Here is a 23345-nt window from a genome sequence, read left to right as displayed (position 1 = left end):
GCAGAACGCGCGACACCGCGCCGCTCGCCCGGCTCCCGTCGGGTGGCCCTGCACCGCCTCACCCGTCGCCCCACTGGCCGCCAGGCCGCGCAGCTCGTCGGCCTGACGGCCGCGCTGGCCGCAGCCGCGGGCACGGGCGCTGTCGCCCTCAACTCCTCCCCCTCCGGTGCGGCCACCAGCGCCACCTCTGCCCAGCAGAACGCCCTCACCACCGCTCGGATCGAGCGCCAGCAGCAGACCTCGCGGGACGGGTCGCGGACCGACCTGACCCTGGAGGCCACCCGCAAGGCCCAAGCGGCCGAGCAGGCGAGGCTCCGCGCCGCCAAGCTGGCTGCCACCGCGACCCTGAACCAGCGCCGGGCCCTCGCCCTGGCGGCTTCCAAGGCTCTCGCCGCTCAGAAGCGGGCAGCGGCCGTCAAGGCAGCCGCAGCCGCGAAGGCCGCGGCGATCGCCAAGGCCAAGGCGGAAGCCGCGGCGATCGCCAAGGCGAAGGCCGCAGCCGCCGCAAGGGCAGCGGCGGCTCCGAAGATCGTCCTGCCGACCACCGGCTACCACCTGACCGCGCGCTTCGGCCAAGCCGGCGGCCGCTGGGCCGCCAACCACACCGGCCTCGACTTCGCCGCCCCGATCGGTACGCCGGTCCGCTCGGTCATGGCCGGCAAGGTGATCCAGGCCGAGTTCGCGGGTGCGTACGGCCGCCAGGTTAAGGTTCGCCACGCCAACGGTACGGTGACCTCCTACAGCCACATGTCCGAGTTCGACGTCTCCGTCGGCGACTCGGTCTCGGCCGGCTCCAAGGTCGGCGCCATCGGCGTCACCGGCAACACCACCGGCCCCCACCTCCACTTCGAGGTCCTCCCCAACGGAGGCCCCGCCATCAACCCCGAGCCCTGGCTCGAGGCCCGGGGCATCAACCCGTAACCCCTGTACCCCCGTCCAAACCGGGTGGCTCCCCACGTTCTCAGGGGAGCCACCCGGTTGTTTGTGTCCCGGAGGCCAGCCGATCCGCGTGGGGTCGGCGTACGGGTCAGAGGAACTTGGCCAGATGCAGGGCGTCGACGTACTCGCCGTCGATCTGGAACTCGCGGTGGTGAGTGCCTTCGAGGGTGTAGCCATGGCGCTCGTAGAGACGGCGGGCCGGGGCGTTGGTGGCGTGGACGTGGAGGGTGATCTTGCGGGCACCGCGGCGTCCGGCCTCGGCGGTGGCGGCTTTGAGCAGGGTGGAGCCGACGCCGCGGCCCCGGGCGTTGTTGGCAACGGCCAGGCCGTTGATGGCCAGTACGCCGCTGCCCTCGGGGAACGGGTACTTGTCCTGCAGCCGGAGGTAGCCGAGCACCTCGCCATCGGCTTCGGCGACCAGGTGAGCGTCGGGTCCGCTGCGCTCATTGAAGAACTGGCTCCGCTCGCCGCTGGTGAGCGAGGGGAAACCGGACGACCCGTCCCACGCGGTCAGCTCGATCTCCAGCAGCGCCGCATCGTCAGCTTCCACAGCCCGCCGAACAGTCACGTTCCCGGTCGAATCGGCTGCGGCAGGCGAGCGGTCATCAGTCACGTCGTCCATCGTCACCCAGCACAGGTGCATTCAGGAGCTGAAGCTGAGTTCCGCGGTGAGACCGCCAGTGGAATCTGGAAGTACGGGCTGAGCACCGCGTTAATGGGGTTCTGTGGGTGGGGTGGTGGGGGCGGCCAGGGGGCGTTGGGACCAGGCGACGTCGTGCCAGGTGTTGTGTTTCCAGCCGATGTTTCGGTAGGTGCCGATGGGTTCGAAGCCCAGGGAGGCGTGGAGGCCCACGCTGGCGTCGTTCGGGAGGGTCATGCCGGCGACGGCGGTGCGGTAGCCGCGTTCGGTCAGGCGCTCGAAGAGGGCTTCGTAGAGGGCCCGGCCGCCTCCGGTGCGGCGTCTGCCGAGTTCCAGGTAGATGCTGACCTCGCAGGACCACCGGTACGCCGCTCGGGGTTTCATCGGCCCGGCGTACGCGTAGCCGACGACGCGGCCTTCGTCCTCGAGGACGAGCCAGGCGTGCGTCTCGAGCGAGCGGGCGATACGTTCGGCCATCTCGGCGGGGGTCGGTGGGTCGAGTTCGAAGCTGATCGCGGTCTGCTCCACGTAGGGCGCGTAGATCGCCGCACAGGCCCCGGCGTCGAGTTCCGAGGCATCTCTGATCTTCATGACTACGATAGTAGCCAGACTTGCCCCTATAGTGGCAAGCATGTTGGAAGATCCGCTGTCCGCCTCGCTCGCCGCCACCCTCCAGTCCGCCCGGGTCGCCCAGGATCTCTCCGTGAACGCCCTGGCCGAGCGATCCGGCGTCTCCCGCGCGATGATCGGCAAGATCGAACGCGGCGAGGCCCAGCCCACAGCCGTACTGCTCGGCCGCCTCTCCGGCGCGCTCGGCCTGACCCTGTCGGAACTGGTGGCGCGGGCCGAGGGCGCCGGTGACCTGCTGAGGCGAGCCGCGGACCAGCCGACCTGGACCGACCCGGCCACCGGCTACCGCCGCCGCGCCGTCTCACCCACCACCGAGGGACCGCTCGAACTGGTCGAGGTCGAGCTTCCGCCCGGCGCCTCGGTCTCGTATCCCGCCGACGCCTACATCTTCAAGTACCAGCAGATCTGGGTTCTCGAAGGCGAACTCCACTTCCAGGAGGGCGCCGTCCTCCACCAACTGACCACCGGCGACTGCCTCCAACTCGGCGCCCCGGCCCCCTGCACCTTCAACAACCCCACCGCCGACCCCTGCCGCTACCTCGTCGCACTGGTCAAAGGCCGCGCCTGACCAGCCTGTACTCCGAACCAGCGCGCGAGCGCGATCCGCAAAGCTTCCCGCTCCTCGGTCCCATCGACCTCAGCAGCCCACGCGACATACCCGTCCGGTCGGAGTAGCAGCGCGATCGGCAGACCGGACGTCTGCGGCTGAGCAGTGATGGTCTGGACCCGATCAGTACCGAACTGGCGGGCGAACACCGCATCCGGGGTGAAGTCGAATAGCAGTGGACGAGCGGTCCGGGTCAGCTCGGCCAGCCTGACTGGATCGGCTCCACCGGTCGGCATGAGGAGCATGTCGGGGGCCCACTGGCCGACCATCGGATGCGGACCATCGGCGTACCGGATGTCGGCGCCGGACATCAGGGCGGCGATGTGGCGGGCGTTGTCCGGCTTGGCGAGGAGTTCCTGGAAGAGTTTGCGGAGGGCGGTGACCTCGCTGCCCGGGGCGATCAGCGCGGACTGGGCCTGCGTCTGCATGACCACGCGCTCGCCGACGGGCCGACGCTCGGCCTCGTAGCTGTCGAGCAGCCCGTCCGGCGCCCACCCCTGGATCTCGGCGGCGAGCTTCCAGCCGAGGTTGATCGTGTCCTGCAACCCCAGATTGAGCCCGGGCCCGCCGATCGCCGAGTGCACGTGCGCGGCATCGCCGACGAGCAGCACCCGCCCCTCCCGGAACCGCGCGGCCAGCCGGCTGTTCCCACCGACCACCCGCCGCAGCACGTGCGGCCCGTCCCCTTCAGGCACCGCCAGCGGCAGGTCTACTCCGAGCACCCGCCGCACACTCTCCCTCAACTCCTCGAACGTCATAGGCCCGTCAGCCGGTGCATCCCACTCCCCCGTACTCACCAACGGAGCCCGCCCGGGGAACGCCGCGAACACGAACATCCCACGCTCGTTCCGGTGATGCCTGAACGGCGGAATCACCCCGTACTCCGGTATCACCAGCGCGCCCGTCGCCGGATCCACCAGCTCGGGCGGAACCACCGCGTTCGCAGTACGGGAGACCATGGTGTCGGTCGTGACGCCCGGGAAGTCGATCCCCGCGAGCTTGCGGGTCAGACTGCGACCACCATCGGCGCCGACCAGATAGCGGGCCTGCAACTCGTACGAACCGTCCGGGCCGGACACCTCGACAGTGACGGCCTCGGGAGTCTGAGACAGGTTCGTCAGCTCGTGCCCGCGACGGATCTCGACGCCGAGCTCGAGCGCCCGCTCCTGCAGCACCTCTTCGATCCGGCGCTGCGGAACGCCGAGTATGTACAGCGGGTTGTCATCCAACCCGCTCAGCTCCAGCGGCAAGGCGCCGAAGGTGAAGGCCGGCACCGGAGCCGGCGGCATGAGGTCACCCTTGAGGCGCTCGTACACCCCGCGACGGTCGAGCATCCGGACCACCTGGCCGACCAGCCCGTTGGCTCGCGGCTCCTCGCTGCGCTCCGGCAGCCTCTCCAGCACGATCGGGTGGACCCCGGCCAGACTCAGCTCGCAGGCGAGCATCAGTCCGTTCGGTCCGGCACCCGCGATGACGACATCGGTAAGCATCAGCCTGTTCCTTCCAGTCTCAATTGGGCGTGACTCAGCACCCCGGCAGCGCACACGGCACCTCCCGGGTGGATCTCTGGATGGGCTAGCCGGGCTCCGGCAGACCGGCCTGCAGTTGATCGAGGGCGTCACTCAGCAGGTCGGCCATGGGCAGCGGCGGATCGGCGCGCAGCCACTCGCCCATCGCCACCGCGACAGCAGCGCCCACTGCGGCAGCGACCAGCCTCGGATACATCCCGCCGGCGCCCGTCCGGGTGGCGATGGCGTCCGCCAACTCCTGCTCGGCGGTCGCGGACGCCTTGGCGATCTCGCCTTGCAGTGCCGGTTCGGTCAGCATCAGCCGGATCCCGGCGAGCCATTGCTCATCCGGCTTGCCCATCCCGCCATGGCCTTCCTGACCCAGCGCGAACTGGGTCTCGATCGCGCCCCGAAGAGCGGGCCACAGCGGTTCGCGGGCCGGACGCGCGCGCAACGCCTCCGCGATCCGCAGCGTTCGATCGACGTGCCTGGCCGCGATCGCCTCGGCCTTGTTGGAGAAGTAGTTCCGGAAGGTCCGCAGCGAGACCCCGGCCTCGGCGGCGATGTCCTCGACCCGCACGTTGTCCAGACCCCGCTCGACCGCCAGCCGGACCGCCGCCCAGCTCAGCGCGATCCGGGTCTCCTGCTTCTTCCGCTCCCGCAGCCCGACCGTGTCCATACCAGCTACCGTAGCAAAATTTGCCTAAAGTGCAAATATGCCTATTCGGCAAATACCGCTCCGGTGCCGCCTTGTTCGAGACGGTCGGCGACAGCCGCCGAGGGCTCATGGTTGGCTAGTGCGCGGGTCACCCCGGACGCACCTTCTACCCCTTCGCGATCGGAACCGAGACTATGACCGTTTCCCCGCTGGTCTGGATCCTGACGGTGGCGGCGATCGTCGGACTGCTGCTGTTCGACTACTTCTTCCACGTCCGGACCGCGCACACGCCCCAGTTGAGGGAGGCCGCCATCTGGTCCGGCTTGTACGTCGGGATCGCGGTGCTGTTCGGACTCGGCATGCTGGTCATCGGCGGCCCGACGATGGGCTCGGAGTACTTCGCGGGCTACATCACCGAGAAGGCGCTCTCGGTCGACAACCTGTTCGTCTTCCTGATCATCATGAACAGCTTCCGGGTGCCGCGGGAGAACCAGCAGAAGGTGCTGCTGTTCGGCATCGTCTTCTCGCTGATCGCGCGCACCGCGTTCATCTTCCTCGGCTCGGCGCTGCTGAACACCTTCTCCTGGGTGTTCTACCTGTTCGGGGTGGCACTGCTGCTGACCGCCGGCAACATGCTCAAGCCGCAGACCGAGGAGTCGCACTCCGCGCAGAACGTGGTCGTCAGGCTCAGCCGCAAAGTACTCCCGACCACGGACTACTACGACGGTGACAAGCTGTTCACGATCGAGAACGGCAAGCGGGCGCTGACCCCGATGATGCTGGTGATGGTGGCGATCGGCGGCACCGACCTGCTGTTCGCGCTGGACTCCATCCCGGCGATCTTCGGCCTGACCCAGAACGTCTACATCGTGTTCACCGCGACCGCCTTCAGCCTGCTCGGCCTGCGCCAGTTGTACTTCCTGCTCGACGGCCTGCTGGACCGGCTGATCTACCTGTCCTTCGGGCTGGCCGCGATCCTGGCGTTCATCGGCGCCAAGCTGATCCTGCACGCGCTGCACGAGAACAACCTGCCGTTCATCAACGGCGGCGAGCCGGTGGACGTCGCGGAGATCAGCACCGGGGTGTCGCTGGTCGTCATCATCGCGGTGCTGTTGATCACGATCCTCGCGTCGCTGTTCAGCACCCGCGGCCGGACCCAGACCGCGATGGCGCAGATCCGCCGGGACGCGGCCGCCTACCTCGACGCCGAGTACACCGCGGACCCGGACGAGCGTGAGCGGATCTTCCTGCGGCTGCTGGCGGCCCGCGACCACATCCGCGCGCTCGGCCCGGGGGCCAGGCAGCAGGTCAAGAATGAACCCGAGCTGATGGACCTCTGCCGGCGTGCCGCCGACAGCCACGCCGCCGCGCACGCCGACCACGAGATCCGGCCCAGCCTTTGACCGCCCCTCAGACGGTGGCGAGCCACTTGTCCGGGCCGAACACCTCATAGCGGATGTTGGCTTCGGGCAGGCCGCACGCGATCAGGCTGCTGTGCACCGACTCCATGAACGGCAGCGGTCCGCAGAGGTAGACCTGCGCATCGATGGGGATGTCCACGGCGTCGAGGTCGACGAGGCCGGCGAGGAGGTCGTCGCGCGTGGGTCGCACCCCGAGGTCCTCGTACCACCGGTGCAGGGTGGCCGCAGGCAGTTGGTCGACGAGCTCCTTGAGCTCTTGTCGATGGGCGTGCCGGGCCGGGGAGCGATCGGCGTGCAGGACCATGACGTCGCGCGGCGAGGCGGTGTGGGTCAGGTAGTGCAGCATGCCGATGATCGGGGTCGACCCGATGCCGGCCGAGACCAGCAGGAGGGGTGAGTCGGAGGTGTCGAGGACCAGGTCACCGAACGGCGGCGAAACGGTGAGCACGTCGCTCTCGAAGACACTGCGATGCAAGAAGTTGGACACCTCACCTTCGGGAATCGGCGAGCCGTCGTCGGCGCGAGAGGCGAGGATGGCCTTGACGCTGATCGCCCACTCATCGGCCCGGTGCGCCCGGGTGAGGCTGTACTGGCGGATCTGCCGGGCACCGTCGGGCAAGGTGCAGGCCACGGAGATGTACTGACCGGGTCGCGCCGTGGGCAGCGCCCTCCCGTCCGGCGATGCGAGGACGAACGACACCGTGTCCGGCGACTCCTGGACCCGCGTTCGCACGACCACGGTGCGCCATACCTGTGCGGGCTGGACGCCCGCTTCGGCGTACAGCTCCTTCTCGATCGCGATGAGGTCATTGGCCATCTGCCAGTACACCTCGTCCCAGGCCGCCGCGACCTCAGGCGTGACCGCGTCCCCGAGCACCTCCACGATGGCGTCGAACAGGTGCTTGTGCACGATCGCGTACTGGTCCTCGGCGATGCCCAGCGAGGCATGCTTGTGCGCGATCCGGGCGAGCAGATCCTTCGGCGTGGGGGCGTTGTCGCTGACCAGGAGGGTGGCGTACGCCGCGATCGCACCTGCCAGCGCACGTTGCTGGTCACCCTGTGCCTGGTTGCCGCGGTTGAACAGGTCCCGTTCGAGGTCTGGGTGCGCGGCGAACATCCGCCGGTAGAAGATCGGCGTGATCTCGTCGATCGCGGCACCGATCACCGGCAGCGTGGCCTTGACCACCTGAGTCGACTGGGCTGACAACATGCATCCTCCATAGGGGTTGACGGGTGACAAGGGTTGACGGGTGCGCTAACTGGCGGGGCGGTCGGCCAGCGAAAGCAGGACGCGCGCCGTCGGCGGCCCGGTGAGATCGGTCACCGTGAACGGATCGAGTTCTCTGAAGAACGCTTCCTGCGCGTCGCGCAGCACCACCCGCAACCGGCATGCGTGGCGCAGGGGACAGGGATTCGTCCCCTCACACTCGATGACCTCCGACGTGCCCTCGAGCTCACGCACGAGCCGACCGATCGACACGGTGCGGCCGTGCTCGGAGATGCTCAGCCCACCATGGCGTCCGCGACGGGTCTCGACGACTCCAAGACTCTGCAGTCGCGACACGACCTTCGCGGCGTGCGTGTACTTGACCGCCATCTGATCCGCTACCGACCGAGTGGTCGGCCCCGAGCCATCGGTCTCGGACACGGCGAGCCGCATCAGAATGCGAAGCCCGAGGTCGGTGAATCGGGTGAGCTGCACAGTCGCGACCCTACATAATTCGGCATCTCAAGTGCCAAATTGTTTGACTGTGCGGTGCAGCACAGGCGCTAGCCCTTGACGGCTCCGGAGGCCAGGCCCGTCACGTAGAAGCGCTGCAGGCCGACGTACAGGACCACGCAGACCCAGAGTTGCCGGTGCAGTTCCAGCATCCGCTGGACCACGTCGTTGCCGACGATGTCGCCGGACTGCTGCCCGATCTCCCCTTTGATCAGGTCGGTGTCGGCGGCCCAGATCATCGGCTGGACGACGAACCCGAGCGCTCCCGGGCTGTTCGCCGGGAAGCTCCAGGCGTAGATGTCATCGCCGAGTTTGCGGAGCTTCCGGGCCGCGTCCAGCAGGTCGTCGAACGACTTGATCGCCTGGTCCGGATCGACCCCGGCCTTGTCGCACAGCTCGGTGTTGAACCAGAACATCGAGTTGTCGGCCAGATACGGCACGCCGTACACCCGGTCGGACTTCGTGGCCAGCCGCAGGTGTCCGGGGCTCAACCTGTCCCGGAAGTCCAACGCCCGCAGCGGTTCGGTGAGATCGGTGAAGGCGTCGCGGTAGATGAACAGCATCGAGTTGATGTCGTCGATGTCCACCAGGTCCGGCACTCCCCGGCCGCGGATCGCCGGAGCCAGCTTGGTCACGTACTGCGCGTCCCGGCTCCGGCAACACTGAGCTGCAGCCAGGCAGGAGCCCGGCCGCCGCGGTGGCGGTCGCTGCGCCGAGGAACCTCCGTCGGGTCAGCATGATCAGCCGCGCGGGAGCCAGACGCGCATCGCGCCGATCTCACGGTTCGCCCAGGCGTAGTACGGGACCGCGACGACCTCGACCTCGGTGTCGGTCCTACCTCTGGTCCTCAGAACGGTGACACCATCGAGCAGCGACGGGTCGTGGTTGACGGCGACTTCCGCGTCGGTCAGCAGGTGCAGGTCGTCGACGTTCGCCTGCTGGTCGACCTGCTCGACCGCATAGACCAGCGGCCCGCGTTCCAGCGCGACACATCCCCGGACCGCGTCGACCCTCGGATGAGCCGTGACCAGCCTCGGCTTCATCGGCAGCTGGACTTCCACGACGGCACCGACCGGCCACTCTCGCTCGATCCGCGCATACTCGCCGGCTGCCACCGGAGCGCCGTCGAGGGTTGCCCCTTCGGCCCACAGTGGGATGCGCAGCTCCAGCGCCCACGGATCCTCGACCGTCTGCTCGACAGTCACCCGGACAGAGCCCTGCCACGGGTACTCCGTCTCAACCGTCAGCCCGATCGAGCCGCGCCCTGGCAGCTCCGCCGTCACCGCGCCCGCGGCGTACTGGTGGAGCTGGACGCTGTCGGTGCTGGTGCTCGCGAGGTAGCCGTCGAGGCTGGCGAGGGTGCGCATGATGTTCGGCGGACAGCACGCGCAGTCGAACCAGCCGCGTCGGCCGTGGGCGGGACTGCGGTTGTTGTCGGGGTGCGCGGAACCTCGCAGTTGGAGCGGGTTCACGTAGAAGTACTGGCTGCCGGCGAGCGAGACCCCGGCCAGGAAGCCGTTGTAGAGCATCCGCTCGATGGCATCCGCGTACTGCGCTTCGCCCGTCGCCAGCAGCAGCCGCCAGGCCCACTGGATGCCACCGATCGCGGCGCACGTCTCGGCGTACGCGCGATCCGGCGGCAGCTCGTGCTCGTCGCCGAACGCCTCGCCTTCCCACCGCGCGCCGAGTCCGCCGGTCACGTAGGTCTTCGTCGACCACATGTGCGCGAACTGCCTCTGCGACGCGTCCAGCAACTCCGCATCACCGGTCTCCAGTGCGACATCCGTCGCCCCGGCCGCGAGATAGACCGCCCGTACCGCGTGGCCTTCCACGGTGGCGGCTTCTCGCACGGGAACCCGGTCGGAGAAGTACGTCGCTTCGTGGCCGTGGTTCGCGATGATGCCGTGGCCGCGGGCCTCGACGAACCAGCGGGCGAGCTCGAGGTACGCGCTCGTGCCGGTCTCGCGGTACAGCTCGACCAGGGCCATCTCGATCACCGGATGACCGTCGACATCCACGGTCTTGCCGTCCCCGTCACCGAAGGATGCGACCAGGTGGTCCGCCAGCTTGATCGCGACCTCGAGGAGTTCGCGATCCCCCGTGCACCGGACCTGCGCGACCGCCGCCTGGATCAGGTGACCGGCGCAGTAGTGCTCGTGGCTCCAGACGAGCTGCTGGTAGCGGCCCTCGTCGCCGTACCGGAGTTGCACGACGGAGTCGAGGTAACCGTCCTCGCGTTGCGCGGCCGCGACGATCGCGGTCAGCTCGCGCTGGCGCTTGAGGAGCTCCTCGGAAGGGTTCCGGCCGTACTCCCAGGCGACGGCCTCGAGCCACTTGTAGACGTCGGAGTCGGCGAACACCGGCCCGATCGCCTCGCCCTCGCCGATCCCCGCGGCCAGCCGCAGGTTGTGCAGGTTGCCGGCCGACTCGAGTTGCTGCTGCCCGAACGGGATCGCCTGGTCGCCGTTCCGGGTCTGCCTCGGAGCCCAGAATCCGCTGCCGATCCGGGCCTGCCCGAGACCGACCGGTTGCCACCTCCCGCGGCGGGCGGCGGCGGGGCTGAGGGAGGTGGTGGCTGCTTCCGGGCTGGCGCTCATCAGCGACTCCTGGGCTGGACGGAAAATCCGGAACACGTTTTCCTGATCGAAAGTAGAGAGCTTCACCGGCCTGGTCAACCCCTTGGAGCTGGTCAGATGCTGAGAGTTCCAGATCGGCTGGGGTACCGTACGAGCTGACTGCGGAAAGTCCGGAAAGTTGCAGACAGGGCCTGATGAGGAGGTGCCGGATGGCGTCGCGCGGACCGTCGCTGCCACGGATCACCGATGTCGCCGCGCTCGCGGGCGTCTCCACAAGCACCGCGTCGAAGGCACTGAACGACACCGGACAGCTCCGGGAGGAGACCCGCGAACGGGTCCGGCGGGCCGCCGAACAACTGGGCTTCACGCCGGACAGTCGCGGCCGCGCCCTGTCCTCGGGCCGCAGCTACACGGTCGGCCTGATCACGACCGACAGCTCAGGCCGATTCAGCATCCCGATCATGCTCGGCGCGGAGGACGCGCTCAGCGCCGGCGAGATGGCGCTCGTGCTGTGCGACACCCGGGACGATCCCCTGCGCGAGCAGCACTACCTGCGATCACTGGTGTCCCGGCGGGTCGACGGGATCATCGTCACCGGCCGGCGGACCGAGGCGCGCGAGCCGATCGACGTACCGATCCCGGTGGTCTACGCCTTCAGCCCGTCGACCGATCCAGCCGACACCTCGGTGATCGTCGACGACCACGGCGGCGCGTCCTCGACTGTCCAGCATCTGCTCAGCCTCGGCCGCCGGCGGATCGCCCATGTCACCGGGCCCGCGACCCACAACAGCGCGCGGGCCCGAGCGGCCGCGACTATCGAGTCAGCCGGCGATGCCTTCGTGGGTGAGCCGATGCACGGGGAGTGGAGCGAACGCTGGGGCCGCCACGCGGTCGACGTCCTGCTCCGCTCCGGCGACGAGGTGGACGCGATCTCCTGCGGCAGCGACCAGATCGCCCGCGGGGTGTGCGACCGGCTGCGCGAGCTCGGCCGGTCGGTGCCCGACGACCTCGCCGTGACCGGCTACGACAACTGGAGCGTGATGGCGATGGCGAGCCGCCCGCCCCTCACCACGGTCGACCTGGAGCTAGAAGAACTCGGCCGCCGTACTGCGCAACTCCTGCTCGATGCGATCGCCGACAACCCGCACCCTGGCCTGGTGGAGATGCCGACCCGGCTGGTCACCCGGGAGTCAACGCTGGGCACTTAGCTGCTCGAGGAGGCCGTCGAGGGTTTTGTTGTCGACCGCCATGCCGGGGAACGCGCACAGTCGCCTGAGCGGGAAGTTGCCGATCACCTGGAGGAGTTCCGCGTCGCCGAGCACGCCGTTCGGAGTACCGGCGTCGCTCGCGCCAATGCTTGCCGAGAGCAACGGACCTCCGATCGGGTCGGCCAGCCACTCCTGCAGGCTGGACGAATCGTCGAGCGGCGCGGCCACCGGCGGTGCGTCGACGTCGAGCGACGTGGTGAGGCGCAGGTCGCGCGAGGACGCCCCGACGGCGAGGTCGAAGCGGCCGGCTTCGAGCACCCAGCGATGGTGGAGCTCGGACCAGTAGGACAAGTCCCGACTGCCCAGCGTGAACGCGACCTGCGTGGTCTCGCCCGGCGCGAGGTCGACCTTGGCGAAACCCTTCAGCTCCCGGATCGGCCGGGCAACGGACGCGTCGGGGGCACCGACGTACAGCTGGATGACCTCCTTGCCGGCTCGCTTTCCGGTGTTCGTCACGTTGCACTTCACGCTGATGGCGAGGTCGCCGGCCGCGTGGCTGCCGGTCTGCTCGACGACGAGGTCGGCGTACTCGAAGGTCGTGTACGAGAGGCCGTGCCCGAACGGGTAGCTCACCTCGCGGGCGAGTGCGTCGTACCCGCGGTAACCCACGAACACGCCCTCGCCGTACCGGACGTGGCCCGAGTCGCCGGGGAAGTTGAGGTACGACGGGTTGTCCTCCAGTCGCAGCGGGAGGGTCTCCGCCAAGCGGCCGGACGGGTTCGCGGTACCGAGCAGGACGTCGGCGATCGCACCGCCTGCGGCCTGGCCGCCGAGCCAGGTCTCGAGCACTGCCTTGGCGTGGTGCTCCCAGCCGTCGAGCCTGATCGCGGAGCCGTTCGCCAGGACGACGACGAGGCGCGGGTTCGCCGCGGCCAGCCGGACCACCAGCGCGGTCTGCGAGGCGGGGAGGTCGAGGTGGTCGCGATCGAAACCTTCGGACTCGTCGCTCGCCGGCAGCCCTAGGAAGGCGACGACCGTGTCGGCCCGGCTCGCCAGGTCCACTGCTTCCTGAGCCAGCGACTCGTCGTCGGCGGTATTGCCGAGGCCGAAGCCCGCCGCGAACGCGACCGTCACGCCTTCGGCCGCACGGCTGAGTTCATCCAGCGCTGTCTCGACCTTGGTCGGGTTCACCTGGGAACTGCCGGCGCCCTGGTACCGCGGGGTCCGGGCGAACTCGCCGATGACAGCGAGCGTGCTGCCCGGTTCGGGCGTGAGCGGCAGGATGGTGTCGTCGTTGCGGAGGAGCACGAGGCAGTCGCGAGCGGCCGCGCGCGCCAACGCGTGGTGCGCCTCGAGGTCCAGTGGGTCACCTTTGTCTGTGGTGGTTCGGTTGACCAGATTGAGCACCCGGGTGACCGCGGTGTCGAGCACGGCCTCGTCGAGGGCTCCGCTCTGCACTGCCTCGATGATCTGCGCGTCGCTGGTCGGGAGGTTCGGCGGCATCTCCAGGTCGAGTCCGGCAGCCAGCGCGGCCGCCCGGTCGGCCACGGCACCCCAGTCCGAGACCACCATGCCTTCGAAGCCCCACTCGTCGCGGAGTACCTCGGTGAGCAGCCAGTGGTGCTGGGAGGCGTACGTGCCGTTGATCTTGTTGTAGGAGCACATCACGGTCCACGGCTGGGCCTCGGTCACCACCCGCTCGAACGCTGGCAGGTAGATCTCCCGCAGGGTCCGCTCGTCGACGTCGGCGCTGACCCGGAGCCGGTCGGTCTCCTGGTTGTTGGCCGCGAAATGCTTGAGCGACGTCCCGACGCCTTGGCTCTGTACTCCGCGCACCGCCGCGGCGGCGAGCACTCCGGCGACCAGCGGGTCCTCGGAGAAGTACTCGAAGTTGCGCCCGCAGAGCGGCGACCTCTTGATGTTCACACCCGGCCCGAGCAGTACTCCGACCTGCTCGGCCCGGCACTCGCGGCCCAGCGCCTCGCCCACGCGGTACAGCAGGTCGGCGTCGAACGACGAGGCCAGCGCGGAAGCCGTCGGGAAGCAGGTCGCGGGGACGCTGCCGGACAACCCCACGTGGTCGGCGTCGCCGGGTTGCTTCCGCAGTCCGTGCGGCCCGTCCGTGACCATCACGCGCGGGATCCCGGCGCGCTCGATCGCCTGCGTATGCCAGAACCCGGACCCCCGGCACAACGAAGCCTTCTCCGCCAGCGACAACCCCGCAACCACCGAGTCGACGTCCATACGCGACGGTAACACCGCCGATCCCGGACCCGATCCCGCTCGTGCTGCATTGCTCGCCCTGCATATACCCGCGGCGGCATGCTCTGTGTGGCGGAGCGGGGATCTGGGCACCAACCGGACAGGGGAGGTCGGCCGCCCAGGGCGACCCTGATGGGAAGTAGGCGACGAACGGTGACGATCAAGGCAGTGCTCGCGGTGATCCCGGTGACGGACTTCGGTCCGGCGTGCGACTGGTACGAGTCGTTCTTCGGCCGCCCGGCCGACACCCGGCCGATGGACTCACTGGCCGAGTGGCACCTGAGCGACCTCGGTATCGTCCAGGTCTTCCACGACCCGGACCGGGCCGGCCGGACCGCGGTCAACTTCACCGTCGACGAGCTCGACCCGGCATTGGCCGAACTCGCCACCCACGGCATCACCAGCACCGACCCCCAGATCGTCGCGAGCGGCCGCCAGCGCCTGGTCACCGTGACCGACGCGGACGGCAACCAGCTGGGCCTGCTCGAATCCGTCGCCTGACCTCCGCGGGGTTCTACGGTTCAACGCAGTACTTCGAGGCAGTACTTCGACAAACCGCGGGGGCCGACCATGCTGCGCAAAGTGCTGGTGGTTCTCGCTGTGCTGTTCGCGGTGGCCGGTACTGCGCGACTGGTACTGCCCCGGCCGGATCCGGGCGAGGGAGCCGTGAAGCAGTTGGCGTTCCTCCGCTCCGCGATCGAGGGCGGGGCGGACCACGACGCCCAACAACTCTTCCCTGAGGGCTACTTCTTCCTGAACGTGCTCTACGGACTGACCTGGGTCCAGGTCGGGCTCGACGCACCCGCCCGCGCACCGGAAGCGCTGCGCGAAGCGAGCTGGGCGCTCCAACGCATCCAGTCCCTCGACGGAACAGCTCCCTTCGATGCCGCGCTGACACCCCGCTACGGCGTCTTCCACGCCGGGTGGACCAACTGGTTGCGCGGCGGAATCCTGGCACTCGAGCCTGCGGAGTTACGGGATCCGACGGAGTTCACTCGGGCGTCCGAGGAACTCGCGAAGGCCTTCGATGCCTCGGAAACCCCTTATCTGCAGGCGTATCCCGGGCCAGGCGTGGCCGGTCGACTCCACCGTGGCGATCGCGTCGCTCCGGCTGCACGACCACCTGGTGACTCCGCGATTCCAGCCGACGGTGTCGCGGTGGCTGGATGGTGTGAAGACCCGGCTGGACCCGGCGACCGGGTTGATGCCGCACCAGGTGACCCCTGTCTCTACCGGCGCACGCGCGACTTCGCAGAGCATGATCCACCGGTTCCTGGTGGAGATCGACCCGGACTTCGCGCGTTCGCAGTACGGGATCTTCCGGGAGAAGTTCGTGACCTCACTGGGGCCGGCTGTGCGCGAGTTTCCGCACGGGGTGGACGGCGCCGGTGATGTCGACTCGGGGCCGTTGGTGTTCGGGGTCAGTTTGTCGGCGACGGCTGTCACGCTGGGAGCCGCGCGAGTCCAGCACGATCCGCTGGCGGATGTCCTCGCGCGGGAAGGAGACCTCCTCGGCGTACCTCTGAATGGTCTGCACAGCAAGCGCTACGCCCTCGGCTTGGTGCCGATCGGTGACGCCTTCCTGGCCTGGTCGGCGACGGCCCGGTCCCTGGTCGCATCGGAGCAACCTGAGGCGAGCGCCGGCGTCGGCTGGTGGTGGCGGGTGCCCTGGCTGTTCCTCGTCTGGCTGCCGGCCCTCGTAGTGTGGGGGTTCGTTCGGCTGATTTCACGGAGGACCGATGGCCGCGGTGCAGCGGATCAGTAGCCGGAATGCCCGGTTCCAGGTGTGGCAGGCGTTGCTGTCCAACCGGAACAAGCGGCAGCGGGCCGGGGAGTTCCTGGTCCAAGGCGTCCGGCCGATCACGCTCGCGGTCGATCACGGCTGGCCGGTCCGCGCGTTCATCTACGATTCCGCGCGGCCGCTGTCGCATTGGGCGCAGGATCTGCTGCAGCGGCTGCCCTTGACCGAGCGGGTCAGCATGGCGCCGGAGTTGCTCGCGGAACTGGGCGAGAAGGAGGAGGCCGCGCCCGAGGTGGTCGCCGTACTCGAGATGCCGGCCGACGACCTGAACCGGATCCAGGTCGGGCCCGACTTCCTCGGCGTCGTCTTCGACCGGCCGACCGGGCCGGGCAACATCGGCTCGATCATCCGGTCCGCCGACGCGTTCGGCGCCGACGGGCTGATCGTCACGGGCCACGCGGCCGACGTGTACGACCCGAAGTCGGTGCGCGCGAGCACGGGATCACTCTTCGCTCTGCCCGCGGTCCGGGTCCCCTCGCAGCGCGAGGTGATGGAGTGGGTCGAGACGCAGCGCGCACACGGCGTACCGATCGTGGTCGTCGGCACTGATGAGCACGGCGAGGCCGATATCTACGACTTCGACCTGACCGGCCCGACGTTGCTGCTGATCGGCAACGAGACCTCCGGTCTGAGCGCAGCCTGGAAGGATCTCGCCGATCACCTGGTGCGCATCCCGATGACCGGCTCGGCGAGCTCGCTCAACGCGGCCAACGCCGCGACTGCTGTGCTTTACGAGGTTTCCCGGCAGCGTGCCCATTCGTTCAAGACGGGCGGCGGCGCGGGCGCCTAGCTTCGTCACCATGACTGCTTCCGTGCGACCTCAAACCATGATCGCCGTCAGCGACGTCGAGAAGAGCAGCGCCTGGTACTGCGAGCTGCTGGGCGCGGCGAGCGGCCACGGCGGACCGGAGTACGAGCGGATCGTCGTCGACGGAGAGCTGATCCTCCAACTGCACCGGCAGGAGTCGGAGCACCACCACGGCACGATCGGCGATCCCGCTCAACCACTCGGCAACGGCGTCGCCCTGTGGTTCGAACTCGGCTCGCTCGAGGAGGCGGCTGCTCGGGCGGCGGCGATGGGCGCGACGATTCAGACCGGCGTGCACCTCAACCCGAACGCGCACCACCACGAACTCTGGCTGCGCGACCCGGACGGCTACCTCGTCGTGCTGGCTAGTTGATCAGCTCGGGTGCGGCCAGATCCTCCTTCTGGTAAAGGCTTTCGGGGTCGGTCATGGCGGCGATCTCGTCCATCAGCGCATCGAAGTCCGGGCCGGTCCTGCCCTGGTAGGAGTCGTCCATCCGGCTCCACTCGTCCCACGGCAGCATCTCCACCTTGTTCAGCGCGGCGAGAATGCGCTCGTCGGGGATGCCGGCCGTGGGCGCGTCCCGCGGCTGGATCACCAAGCTCTGCACGGCTTTGCAGATCGCGCGCGGGTCCGTCGGCAGGCTCTCGGCCAGCCTAATCTGGTCCGGGCGAAGTCCCGTCAAAGGCCTCGGCACGCTGTAGTCGATCATGCCGCCGATGCTAGGCAGACCCCACCGACAAAGTTCAGGCAGTCGCGAGGATTTCGCCGTGGAGCAAGGAGATGAAGCCGTCGGGGGCCGCTGACCAGGTGCGCCAGGCGTCGGAGATCCGCCGCAGGTCTCCCTCTGGTACGCCGGCGGCGCGCGCCTGGCGGGCGAGGTCGGACTGCAGGATGCGGTCGGCCCACATACCACCCCACCAGTCGCGGTCCGGCTGGTTCGCGAACGTCCAGTTGCTCGCCGTCGTCTCGACCTTCTCGAACCCGGCGGCCAGTGCCCACGACAACAGGCGCCTGCCTGCGTCGGGTTCGCCCCCGTTCGCCCGCGCCATCCGTTGGTAGAGGTCCATCCACTCGTCGAGCTCAGGCAACTCCGGGAACCAGGTGAATGCGTGATAGTCCGAGTCCCGCACGGCGACGATCCCGCCGGGCTTGCAGACCCGGCGCATCTCCTTCAGCGCCTGCACGGGATCACTGACGTGCTGCAGGACCTGGTGCGCGTGCACCACGTCGTACGAGTCGTCGGGGAGTTCGAGCCGGTGCACATCGCCGACGACGAAGTCCACCTCGATGTCGAGCTTGGCGAAGGTGGCGCGGGTGATGTCGAGGGCTGCCTCGTTCGCCTCGAGCGCGGTCGTCCGGCCCGGCTGGACCAGAGCCGCGAGGTCGGCGGTGATGGTGCCGGGGCCGGCGCCGATGTCGAGCAGGGACATGCCGGGCCGGAGCTGCGGGAGGAGATACCCGGCCGAGTTCTCCGCGGTGCGCCAGCTGTGCGAACGCAGTACCGATTCGTGGTGGCCGTGGGTGTACACGTTGTTCATCCCGGACTCCTTCGTCCTCGTCGACACACTTCAGGCTAGACCAAGATCTTGCTTGATGAGACATATCATCTTGAATAACGAGACGCATTGTGATGGCCGAATATGGCCAGACCTGGGGCACCGGTGCGGGTGACGCTTGACACCTCACCACTCAGCCAGGAGGAAGAAAGTGCTCGCAAAGGTGTTCCCCATCAAGCTCAAGGACGGCAACCAGGCGAAGGCGGAGGAACTCGTCCGGGCCTTCGCGCCGCAGGGCCCGGGGCAGGAGGAAGGCACGCTTTCCTTCCGCGTCTACCGCGATCCGGCGAACCCCGACTACCTGCTGTTCGTGGAGCACTTCGCCGACCAGGCGGCGTACGACGCGCACACGGGGTCGGCGGCGTACAAGGAGCTGATCGCGGGGCAGTTCGCGGACCTGATCGTGGAGTTCGTCGAGATCGACCACGAACTGCTGGTCAGCCTGTGAGCGGCGCGGCCATCGACCGGAAAGCACAGGCTCGCGCCTTCCGGGCGCTCCACCAAGGCCCGACTCCGTTGGTCCTGCCGAACGCGTGGGACGCGGGCTCGGCGAAGGCAATCGAGGCGGCCGGCGCTCGAGCGATCGCGACGACGAGCGCCGGGGTGTCCTGGGCTCTTGGTGTCGAGGACGGCGGCGGGCTGAGCCGTGCCGACGCGCTGGACGCCCTGCGGCGCATCGTCGCCGTCGTCTCTGTGCCCGTCACCGCCGACATCGAAGCCGGGTACGGCGTGACGCCGGCCGACGTGGCGTCGACAGTTGCCGAAGTCATCGAGATCGGCATTGTCGGCATCAATCTGGAGGACAGTTCCAACGGTTCCTTGCTGGGGGCAACCGCTCAGGCAGAACGCGTCGCCGCCGCCCGCGAGGCAGCCGTCGCGGCCGGCCTTGACCTCTGCATCAACGCCCGCACCGACACCTACCTCTTCGGCGACGGAACAGGCACCCTGCAGAGAGCCAAGCTGTACGCCGAGGCGGGTGCCGACGTGCTCTTCGTACCAGGCGTCACCGACCCAGCCACCATCCAGGATCTGGTCTCTGGGTCACCTCTCCCTCTCAACATCATGGTCGGCCCAGGCTCTCCTGGCGTCGGCGACCTCACCACCCTCGGCGTAGCCCGAATCAGCCTCGGCCCCGCCATCACCACCGCCGCCTACGCCCTCGCCACATCGGTCACCCAGGAGTTGCTTGCCGCTGGCACCTACACCACGCTCGCCTGACCGCCCTCACGATCGAGGGTCAGGAGGTGGGTGCTGGCTAGGGCTCGCCAGGGGTGCCAGGCTTCGGACACTGGGGTTGGGGTGCGAGGGAACGCATCTCTGGCACCCAGGCGGAGGGCGATTTCGTGGGCACCTTGTTCGGTGATGCCGCGGATCGCGGTGAGGGACGCGATCAGCTCGTCGAGGGGTTCCGCGCCATCCAGCTTGATGCTGCCTGCAGCAACTTCTCTGGCGAGGGCCTGTACGGTCTCGCCGGCGGCGTGTGGCGCGGAGTACAGGGCCTCCGCAGACGGGAAGGCGTGAGTGAGGCCGTGGTCGAGGCCGGGCACGGGGATTCCTGCGATCTGGACCAAGCGGGCGAGTAGCTCATCGGCGTCTGCGGGGGACTGGTGTCGGATGACTGCCTGGACGGCGATCTCGAAGGGGGCCCAGGCGCCGGGGACGCGGATGCCCGGGCGGGAATCGATCAGCGGGCCGATCATCGGGTCGCCGGCGAGTCGGGCGGCGGCGAGCAGGGGTTCTGTTTCCAGGCCGACCAGGCGAGCGGCTCGTTCGACGACGTGGATGACGCCTTCCCAGTAAGGGAGATGGGCGCGCAGGAGCAGGTGGTCGGCGCCACCGGGAGCGATCTCGAGCAGACCCGGTTCGCCGTCCAGGCCGATCGTGCGGCGGTAGACCCCGTCCACCACCGACTCCACCCCGGGGATCGCGCGCTCGGCGAGGAACCCGACCATCGCCTCCCAGTCGTACGGCGGGGTGAACGGCATCCGCAGTACGAGCCCACCGTCGGCGACCAGGCGATCGGTGCGGCGACGGCGTTCCCTCAGTTCGCGCGGCGTCGACCGGAACACCTCCCGCATCGCCCGGTTGAACCGCCGCAGACTCCCGAACCCGGAAGCGAAGGCGACATCCGCGATCGTCAACTCCGAGTCGTCCAGGAGCCGCCGTGCGAAGTGCGCCCGCCGCGACCGCGCGAACTGGTCCGGCGTAACGCCGAGGTGATCGTTGAACATCCGCCGCAGATGCCGCCCCGACAATCCCAACCGCGCTCCGAGCGCCGACTCGTCCGCTTCGTCGAGTGCTCCCCCGATGATCAACTGGACCGCTCGGCAGACGAGTTCGGGCGCATCGTCGGCGACGGTCCCGGCGACCCGGTACGGCCTGCACCGCAGACACGCGCGGTACCCCGCCGCCTCTGCCGCGGCCGCGAGCTCGAAGGTCTGCACGTTCTCCGCGAGAGGCTTCGCGCCGCAGCCGGGCCGGCAGTAGATGCCGGTGGTGCGGACGGCGGAGTACGTGGTCACTGACTCATCCTGCGAATCCGTTCGCCTCACGTCCAGCCAGATCCGGACACGGGGGCCAACTACGGGCTAGGGTGCCCCGGTGCCAGCGAAGCCCATGCTCATCGTGATCAGCGGTCCCCCGGGCACGGGCAAGACCACGCTCGCCCACCAGGTCGCCGCGGCGATCGGCTGTCCGGCCATCTGCCGCGACGAGATCAAGGAAGGCATGGTGCACGCGAACCCCGGGTTCGTCCCCGGGCCGTCGGATCCGCTGACGATGCGGACGCTGTCCACCTTCTTCGACGTGATCGGCCTGCTGATCGGCCGGGGTACAACGGTCGTGGTGGAGGCCGCCTTCCAGGACCACATCTGGGGTCCGCGGCTCACGCCGTTCATGGACCTCGCCGATCTCCGCATCGTCCATTGCACCGTCTCCGCCGAGGTCGCGCAGGCCCGGATCACCGAACGGGCCGCCGGCAACGAACTCCGCAAGGCGCACGAGGACGGCCACACCTCGAACGACAACTGGCGCCGCCGCCACGACGCCTTCAACCGCGTCTCCCTGCCGGTCTCCGAACTCACCGTCGACACCACTGACGGCTACGACCCCGACCTCCCCGAGATCATCACCTTCCTCTCCCGCTGACCAACCGGAGCGCAGTACTGCGTATCGGTGGTGGGGTTTCCGTTCTCTGACTATGGTCAGGGAATGACTGATCTTCAGACGCGGTTCGGGAACCTCACCGCTGCTCATGTCGCCGACGCCTGCCTGCGGGCCGGGGTACCCGTTCGCACGGTGTCGCTGCGCCCGGTGGTGGCAGCGCGGGTCGCCGGCCGGGTGCTGCCCGCGCAGCATGTCGGGAGCGTCGACATCTTCCTCGAGGCATTCGAATCGGCCTTGCCGGGCGACGTGCTCGTGGTCGACAACGGCGGCCGGCGCGACGAGGCGTGCGTGGGCGACCTGGTCGCGTTGGAGGCGAAGGCGGCAGGACTCGCCGGGCTGGTCATCTGGGGTCTGCATCGCGACACCGTCGACATCCAGGCGATCGGGCTGCCGGTCTACAGCCTGGGCGCCATGCCGACCGGCCCGCTGGAGATGCGGACCCTGCCCGCGGATGCGCTGCAGGCCGCCACCGTGGGCGAATGGACCGTCACGTCCGACGACGTAGTACTGGGCGACGAGGACGGCGTCGTCTTCATCCCCGCGGCGCGTGCCGACGAACTGCTCGACCTCGCCGAATCGATCCGCGACACCGAACGGCGCCAGGCCGCGCAGATCAACGCCGGTACGTCGTTGCGCGAGCAGGTGCGGTTCGCCGTCTATCTCGCGGAGCGGAAGAAGCGGCCGTCGTTGACGTTCCGCGAGCACCTGCGTGGCGTCGGCGGAGCGATCGAGGAGTGACGACACTAGGCTCGCCGGGTGCCCTTCCCCCACCGTCCTAGCCATCCCCGGCACCGGCAACCCCGCCCACCTGGAAGAGAACATCGCCGCCGGCGCCCTACCCCTCACCCCGCAAGAACTCGCAACCCGCGCCTGAACCCGGCGTGGGACCCCATGGCTGCAGTTACGAAGTCGCGGCTCGTACTGCGGGGGCTATCTCGTGGGCCCAGAGGTCGAGGGTGTGCTCGAGCGGTTCGGTGCCGCGGGCGAAGAGGGTGAACCCGGCAGCGCCGTACTGGAGGACCGCGGTGGTCAGCTCCTCGATCCACTGCGCCGGTGATCCGCCGATCCAGCGGCCGTCGGCGTCGCGGACCCGGCTGCGCGGCTGGGACGTGATGACGCCTGGCAGGTTGAAGATCGTCGCGACGTCCGACGGTTTGCGACCGACGCTGAGTGCGGCCTCGTCGATGATGCGGCGGCCATCCTTGTAAACCTCGCTGATCCAGTCGGCGGCGTGGCCCGGGATCCAGCCGTCTGCCTGGCGGCCGGTCGCGGCGAGAGACTTGGGGCCGTTCGAGCCTGTCCAGATGAGTGGCGCCGGGACGGCCGCGGGGACGATGCCTCGAACCGTGTCATTGGTGACGGCTGGACCGCCGCCTGACAGTTCGTGGATGAGCACCATCGCCTCCTCGAACTTCTCGACCGCCTCGGCGGGGCGGATTCTCGGCACCCCCATCGTGGTGATGCGGTCCCAGGCACCACCAGCACCCAGGCCGAGCACGAACCTGCCGCCGGAGAGCGCGGTCAGCGAAGTCGCAGTGCGGGCAAGGATCGGCGCGGGTCTGAGCGGGAGATTGGTCACGTTCACAAGTGCGGAGATCCGCTCGGTACGGCCGAGGACGTAGCTGATCAGGGCGTAGCCGTCGAGGTGATCCGCCAGGTACGGATGGTCCGAGACCGAGAAGACGTCGAGCCCGGCCCGGTCCGCCTTCACGGCCAGGTCGAGGATCTCCGCGACGTCGCGGACGCCGTTGGGTGAGCCATAGCCGAAACGCACGGTCATCGTCTGCCTCCTATTTACTTCGTAGACCTAAATACTAGCTCTACTAACTATCAGGAGACCAAACT

Annotated in this window: 25 protein-coding genes and 1 pseudogene; 12 read left to right on the top strand and 14 right to left on the bottom strand. The window is 68.8% G+C overall.

Features of this window, described 5'->3' with window-relative positions; all coding sequences use genetic code 11:
* Positions 1-42: 42 nt before the first annotated feature.
* The gene (locus EV648_RS03280) at positions 43-921 is read left to right on the top strand and encodes a M23 family metallopeptidase (protein ID WP_132284803.1); all 879 of its coding nucleotides are present in this window, start codon (positions 43-45) and stop codon (positions 919-921) included.
* Positions 922-1027: 106 nt separating this feature from the next.
* Here the strand turns inward: EV648_RS03280 and EV648_RS03275 are convergent, their stop codons facing one another.
* Positions 1028-1552 (bottom strand): GNAT family N-acetyltransferase, encoded by a 525-nt coding sequence (locus EV648_RS03275; RefSeq protein WP_241994845.1) that lies wholly within the window; start codon positions 1550-1552, stop codon positions 1028-1030.
* 99 nt (positions 1553-1651) lie between these two features.
* Positions 1652-2170, bottom strand: coding sequence for an arsinothricin resistance N-acetyltransferase ArsN1 family B (locus tag EV648_RS03270; protein WP_199234400.1), 519 nt, complete (start codon positions 2168-2170; stop codon positions 1652-1654).
* A 40-nt stretch (positions 2171-2210) separates the two neighbouring features.
* On the opposite strand from EV648_RS03270, the gene EV648_RS03265 reads away from it, so the two are divergent.
* Complete coding sequence (locus EV648_RS03265; protein ID WP_241994844.1) at positions 2211-2777, top strand: XRE family transcriptional regulator; 567 nt, start codon at positions 2211-2213, stop codon at positions 2775-2777.
* On the opposite strand, the gene EV648_RS03260 is transcribed toward EV648_RS03265, so the two are convergent.
* Together EV648_RS03260 and EV648_RS03255 are read right to left on the bottom strand one after the other, a co-directional pair.
* Positions 2744-4306: an FAD-dependent monooxygenase gene (locus EV648_RS03260; RefSeq protein ID WP_132284799.1), complete on the bottom strand. Its 1563-nt coding sequence runs from the start codon at positions 4304-4306 to the stop codon at positions 2744-2746. The genes EV648_RS03265 and EV648_RS03260 overlap by 34 nt on opposite strands.
* Before the next feature lie 85 nt (positions 4307-4391).
* Positions 4392-5003: a TetR/AcrR family transcriptional regulator gene (locus EV648_RS03255; protein WP_132284797.1), complete on the bottom strand. Its 612-nt coding sequence runs from the start codon at positions 5001-5003 to the stop codon at positions 4392-4394.
* A 173-nt stretch (positions 5004-5176) separates the two neighbouring features.
* Here EV648_RS03255 and EV648_RS03250 point away from each other — a divergent pair, with 173 nt between their 5' ends.
* Entirely contained in the window at positions 5177-6385 is a 1209-nt protein-coding gene (locus EV648_RS03250) for a TerC family protein (RefSeq protein ID WP_132284795.1), read from the top strand.
* A 7-nt stretch (positions 6386-6392) separates the two neighbouring features.
* Here EV648_RS03250 and EV648_RS03245 read toward each other — a convergent pair whose 3' ends face one another.
* From EV648_RS03245 to EV648_RS03225, 5 genes and pseudogenes are all read right to left on the bottom strand, one after another.
* A complete protein-coding gene (locus EV648_RS03245; RefSeq protein WP_132284793.1) occupies positions 6393-7613 on the bottom strand; it encodes a globin domain-containing protein in 1221 nt (406 codons plus the stop codon).
* Positions 7614-7658: 45 nt separating this feature from the next.
* Positions 7659-8105: an Rrf2 family transcriptional regulator gene (locus EV648_RS03240; protein WP_132284791.1), complete on the bottom strand. Its 447-nt coding sequence runs from the start codon at positions 8103-8105 to the stop codon at positions 7659-7661.
* A 68-nt stretch (positions 8106-8173) separates the two neighbouring features.
* Positions 8174-8758, bottom strand: a complete 585-nt coding sequence (locus tag EV648_RS03235) for an extracellular solute-binding protein (RefSeq protein ID WP_158293888.1) — start codon at positions 8756-8758, stop codon at positions 8174-8176.
* A 43-nt stretch (positions 8759-8801) separates the two neighbouring features.
* Positions 8802-8861, bottom strand: a pseudogene (locus EV648_RS45020) (twin-arginine translocation signal domain-containing protein); the annotation flags it as partial.
* A gap of 2 nt (positions 8862-8863) precedes the next feature.
* Entirely contained in the window at positions 8864-10720 is a 1857-nt protein-coding gene (locus EV648_RS03225; protein WP_132284787.1) for a glycoside hydrolase family 127 protein, read from the bottom strand.
* 188 nt (positions 10721-10908) lie between these two features.
* Here EV648_RS03225 and EV648_RS03220 point away from each other — a divergent pair, with 188 nt between their 5' ends.
* Positions 10909-11907: a LacI family DNA-binding transcriptional regulator gene (locus tag EV648_RS03220; RefSeq protein WP_132284785.1), complete on the top strand. Its 999-nt coding sequence runs from the start codon at positions 10909-10911 to the stop codon at positions 11905-11907.
* Here the strand turns inward: EV648_RS03220 and EV648_RS03215 are convergent.
* Positions 11890-14151: a glycoside hydrolase family 3 C-terminal domain-containing protein gene (locus EV648_RS03215; protein WP_132284783.1), complete on the bottom strand. Its 2262-nt coding sequence runs from the start codon at positions 14149-14151 to the stop codon at positions 11890-11892. The two genes, EV648_RS03220 and EV648_RS03215, sit on opposite strands and share 18 nt — an antisense overlap.
* Positions 14152-14322: 171 nt before the next feature.
* Here EV648_RS03215 and EV648_RS03210 point away from each other — a divergent pair, with 171 nt between their 5' ends.
* The 4 genes from EV648_RS03210 (at position 14323) to EV648_RS03195 (ending at position 17151) form a co-directional block, all read left to right on the top strand.
* A complete protein-coding gene (locus EV648_RS03210) occupies positions 14323-14670 on the top strand; it encodes a VOC family protein (protein ID WP_199234399.1) in 348 nt (115 codons plus the stop codon).
* A 526-nt stretch (positions 14671-15196) separates the two neighbouring features.
* Positions 15197-15934, top strand: a complete 738-nt coding sequence (locus EV648_RS42405) for a hypothetical protein (RefSeq protein ID WP_158293887.1) — start codon at positions 15197-15199, stop codon at positions 15932-15934.
* Positions 15909-16760 carry a TrmH family RNA methyltransferase gene (locus EV648_RS03200; RefSeq protein WP_132284777.1) on the top strand — a complete coding sequence of 284 codons (852 nt, stop codon included), beginning with the start codon at positions 15909-15911 and terminating at the stop codon, positions 16758-16760. Before EV648_RS42405 ends, EV648_RS03200 begins: the two co-directional genes overlap by 26 nt.
* Before the next feature lie 10 nt (positions 16761-16770).
* Positions 16771-17151 (top strand): VOC family protein, encoded by a 381-nt coding sequence (locus EV648_RS03195; protein WP_241994843.1) that lies wholly within the window; start codon positions 16771-16773, stop codon positions 17149-17151.
* Here EV648_RS03195 and EV648_RS43005 read toward each other — a convergent pair.
* Positions 17144-17488 (bottom strand): hypothetical protein, encoded by a 345-nt coding sequence (locus EV648_RS43005; RefSeq protein WP_199234398.1) that lies wholly within the window; start codon positions 17486-17488, stop codon positions 17144-17146. The genes EV648_RS03195 and EV648_RS43005 overlap by 8 nt on opposite strands.
* A gap of 34 nt (positions 17489-17522) precedes the next feature.
* A complete protein-coding gene (locus tag EV648_RS03185) occupies positions 17523-18317 on the bottom strand; it encodes a class I SAM-dependent methyltransferase (protein ID WP_132284775.1) in 795 nt (264 codons plus the stop codon).
* A 169-nt stretch (positions 18318-18486) separates the two neighbouring features.
* Here EV648_RS03185 and EV648_RS03180 point away from each other — a divergent pair, with 169 nt between their 5' ends.
* Both EV648_RS03180 and EV648_RS03175 read left to right on the top strand, forming a co-directional pair.
* Positions 18487-18783, top strand: a complete 297-nt coding sequence (locus EV648_RS03180) for a putative quinol monooxygenase (RefSeq protein WP_158293886.1) — start codon at positions 18487-18489, stop codon at positions 18781-18783.
* The gene (locus tag EV648_RS03175; RefSeq protein ID WP_241994842.1) at positions 18780-19553 is read left to right on the top strand and encodes an isocitrate lyase/phosphoenolpyruvate mutase family protein; all 774 of its coding nucleotides are present in this window, start codon (positions 18780-18782) and stop codon (positions 19551-19553) included. Before EV648_RS03180 ends, EV648_RS03175 begins: the two co-directional genes overlap by 4 nt.
* Here EV648_RS03175 and EV648_RS03170 read toward each other — a convergent pair.
* The gene (locus EV648_RS03170; protein WP_241994841.1) at positions 19535-20857 is read right to left on the bottom strand and encodes a DNA-3-methyladenine glycosylase 2; all 1323 of its coding nucleotides are present in this window, start codon (positions 20855-20857) and stop codon (positions 19535-19537) included. The genes EV648_RS03175 and EV648_RS03170 overlap by 19 nt on opposite strands.
* Positions 20858-20936: 79 nt before the next feature.
* Between EV648_RS03170 and EV648_RS03165 the strand changes: the two genes are divergently transcribed.
* Complete coding sequence (locus EV648_RS03165) at positions 20937-21482, top strand: AAA family ATPase (protein ID WP_199234397.1); 546 nt, start codon at positions 20937-20939, stop codon at positions 21480-21482.
* A 63-nt stretch (positions 21483-21545) separates the two neighbouring features.
* Positions 21546-22238, top strand: a complete 693-nt coding sequence (locus EV648_RS03160) for an RraA family protein (RefSeq protein WP_132284769.1) — start codon at positions 21546-21548, stop codon at positions 22236-22238.
* A gap of 163 nt (positions 22239-22401) precedes the next feature.
* On the opposite strand, the gene EV648_RS03150 is transcribed toward EV648_RS03160, so the two are convergent.
* Positions 22402-23280: an LLM class flavin-dependent oxidoreductase gene (locus tag EV648_RS03150; RefSeq protein WP_132284767.1), complete on the bottom strand. Its 879-nt coding sequence runs from the start codon at positions 23278-23280 to the stop codon at positions 22402-22404.
* Positions 23281-23345 lie beyond the last annotated feature (65 nt).

Source organism: Kribbella sp. VKM Ac-2568 (assembly GCF_004345365.1).
Lineage (GTDB): Bacteria > Actinomycetota > Actinomycetes > Propionibacteriales > Kribbellaceae > Kribbella > Kribbella orskensis.
Note: the sequence above shows the minus strand (reverse complement) of the source record. Positions and strands in the feature narration are given on the sequence as shown.

Coding starts and splice junctions, on each gene's coding strand:
- EV648_RS03225 (WP_132284787.1), bottom strand. CDS start 10,720: ATGAGCGCCAGCCCGGAAGCAGCCACCACCTCCCTCAGCCCCGCCGCC.
- EV648_RS42405 (WP_158293887.1), top strand. CDS start 15,197: ATGCCTCGGAAACCCCTTATCTGCAGGCGTATCCCGGGCCAGGCGTGG.
- EV648_RS03260 (WP_132284799.1), bottom strand. CDS start 4,306: ATGCTTACCGATGTCGTCATCGCGGGTGCCGGACCGAACGGACTGATG.
- EV648_RS03200 (WP_132284777.1), top strand. CDS start 15,909: ATGGCCGCGGTGCAGCGGATCAGTAGCCGGAATGCCCGGTTCCAGGTG.
- EV648_RS03265 (WP_241994844.1), top strand. CDS start 2,211: ATGTTGGAAGATCCGCTGTCCGCCTCGCTCGCCGCCACCCTCCAGTCC.
- EV648_RS03160 (WP_132284769.1), top strand. CDS start 21,546: ATGACTGATCTTCAGACGCGGTTCGGGAACCTCACCGCTGCTCATGTC.
- EV648_RS03250 (WP_132284795.1), top strand. CDS start 5,177: ATGACCGTTTCCCCGCTGGTCTGGATCCTGACGGTGGCGGCGATCGTC.
- EV648_RS03255 (WP_132284797.1), bottom strand. CDS start 5,003: ATGGACACGGTCGGGCTGCGGGAGCGGAAGAAGCAGGAGACCCGGATC.
- EV648_RS03270 (WP_199234400.1), bottom strand. CDS start 2,170: ATGAAGATCAGAGATGCCTCGGAACTCGACGCCGGGGCCTGTGCGGCG.
- EV648_RS03215 (WP_132284783.1), bottom strand. CDS start 14,151: ATGGACGTCGACTCGGTGGTTGCGGGGTTGTCGCTGGCGGAGAAGGCT.
- EV648_RS43005 (WP_199234398.1), bottom strand. CDS start 17,488: ATGATCGACTACAGCGTGCCGAGGCCTTTGACGGGACTTCGCCCGGAC.
- EV648_RS03195 (WP_241994843.1), top strand. CDS start 16,771: ATGACTGCTTCCGTGCGACCTCAAACCATGATCGCCGTCAGCGACGTC.
- EV648_RS03150 (WP_132284767.1), bottom strand. CDS start 23,280: ATGACCGTGCGTTTCGGCTATGGCTCACCCAACGGCGTCCGCGACGTC.
- EV648_RS03245 (WP_132284793.1), bottom strand. CDS start 7,613: ATGTTGTCAGCCCAGTCGACTCAGGTGGTCAAGGCCACGCTGCCGGTG.
- EV648_RS03220 (WP_132284785.1), top strand. CDS start 10,909: ATGGCGTCGCGCGGACCGTCGCTGCCACGGATCACCGATGTCGCCGCG.
- EV648_RS03185 (WP_132284775.1), bottom strand. CDS start 18,317: ATGAACAACGTGTACACCCACGGCCACCACGAATCGGTACTGCGTTCG.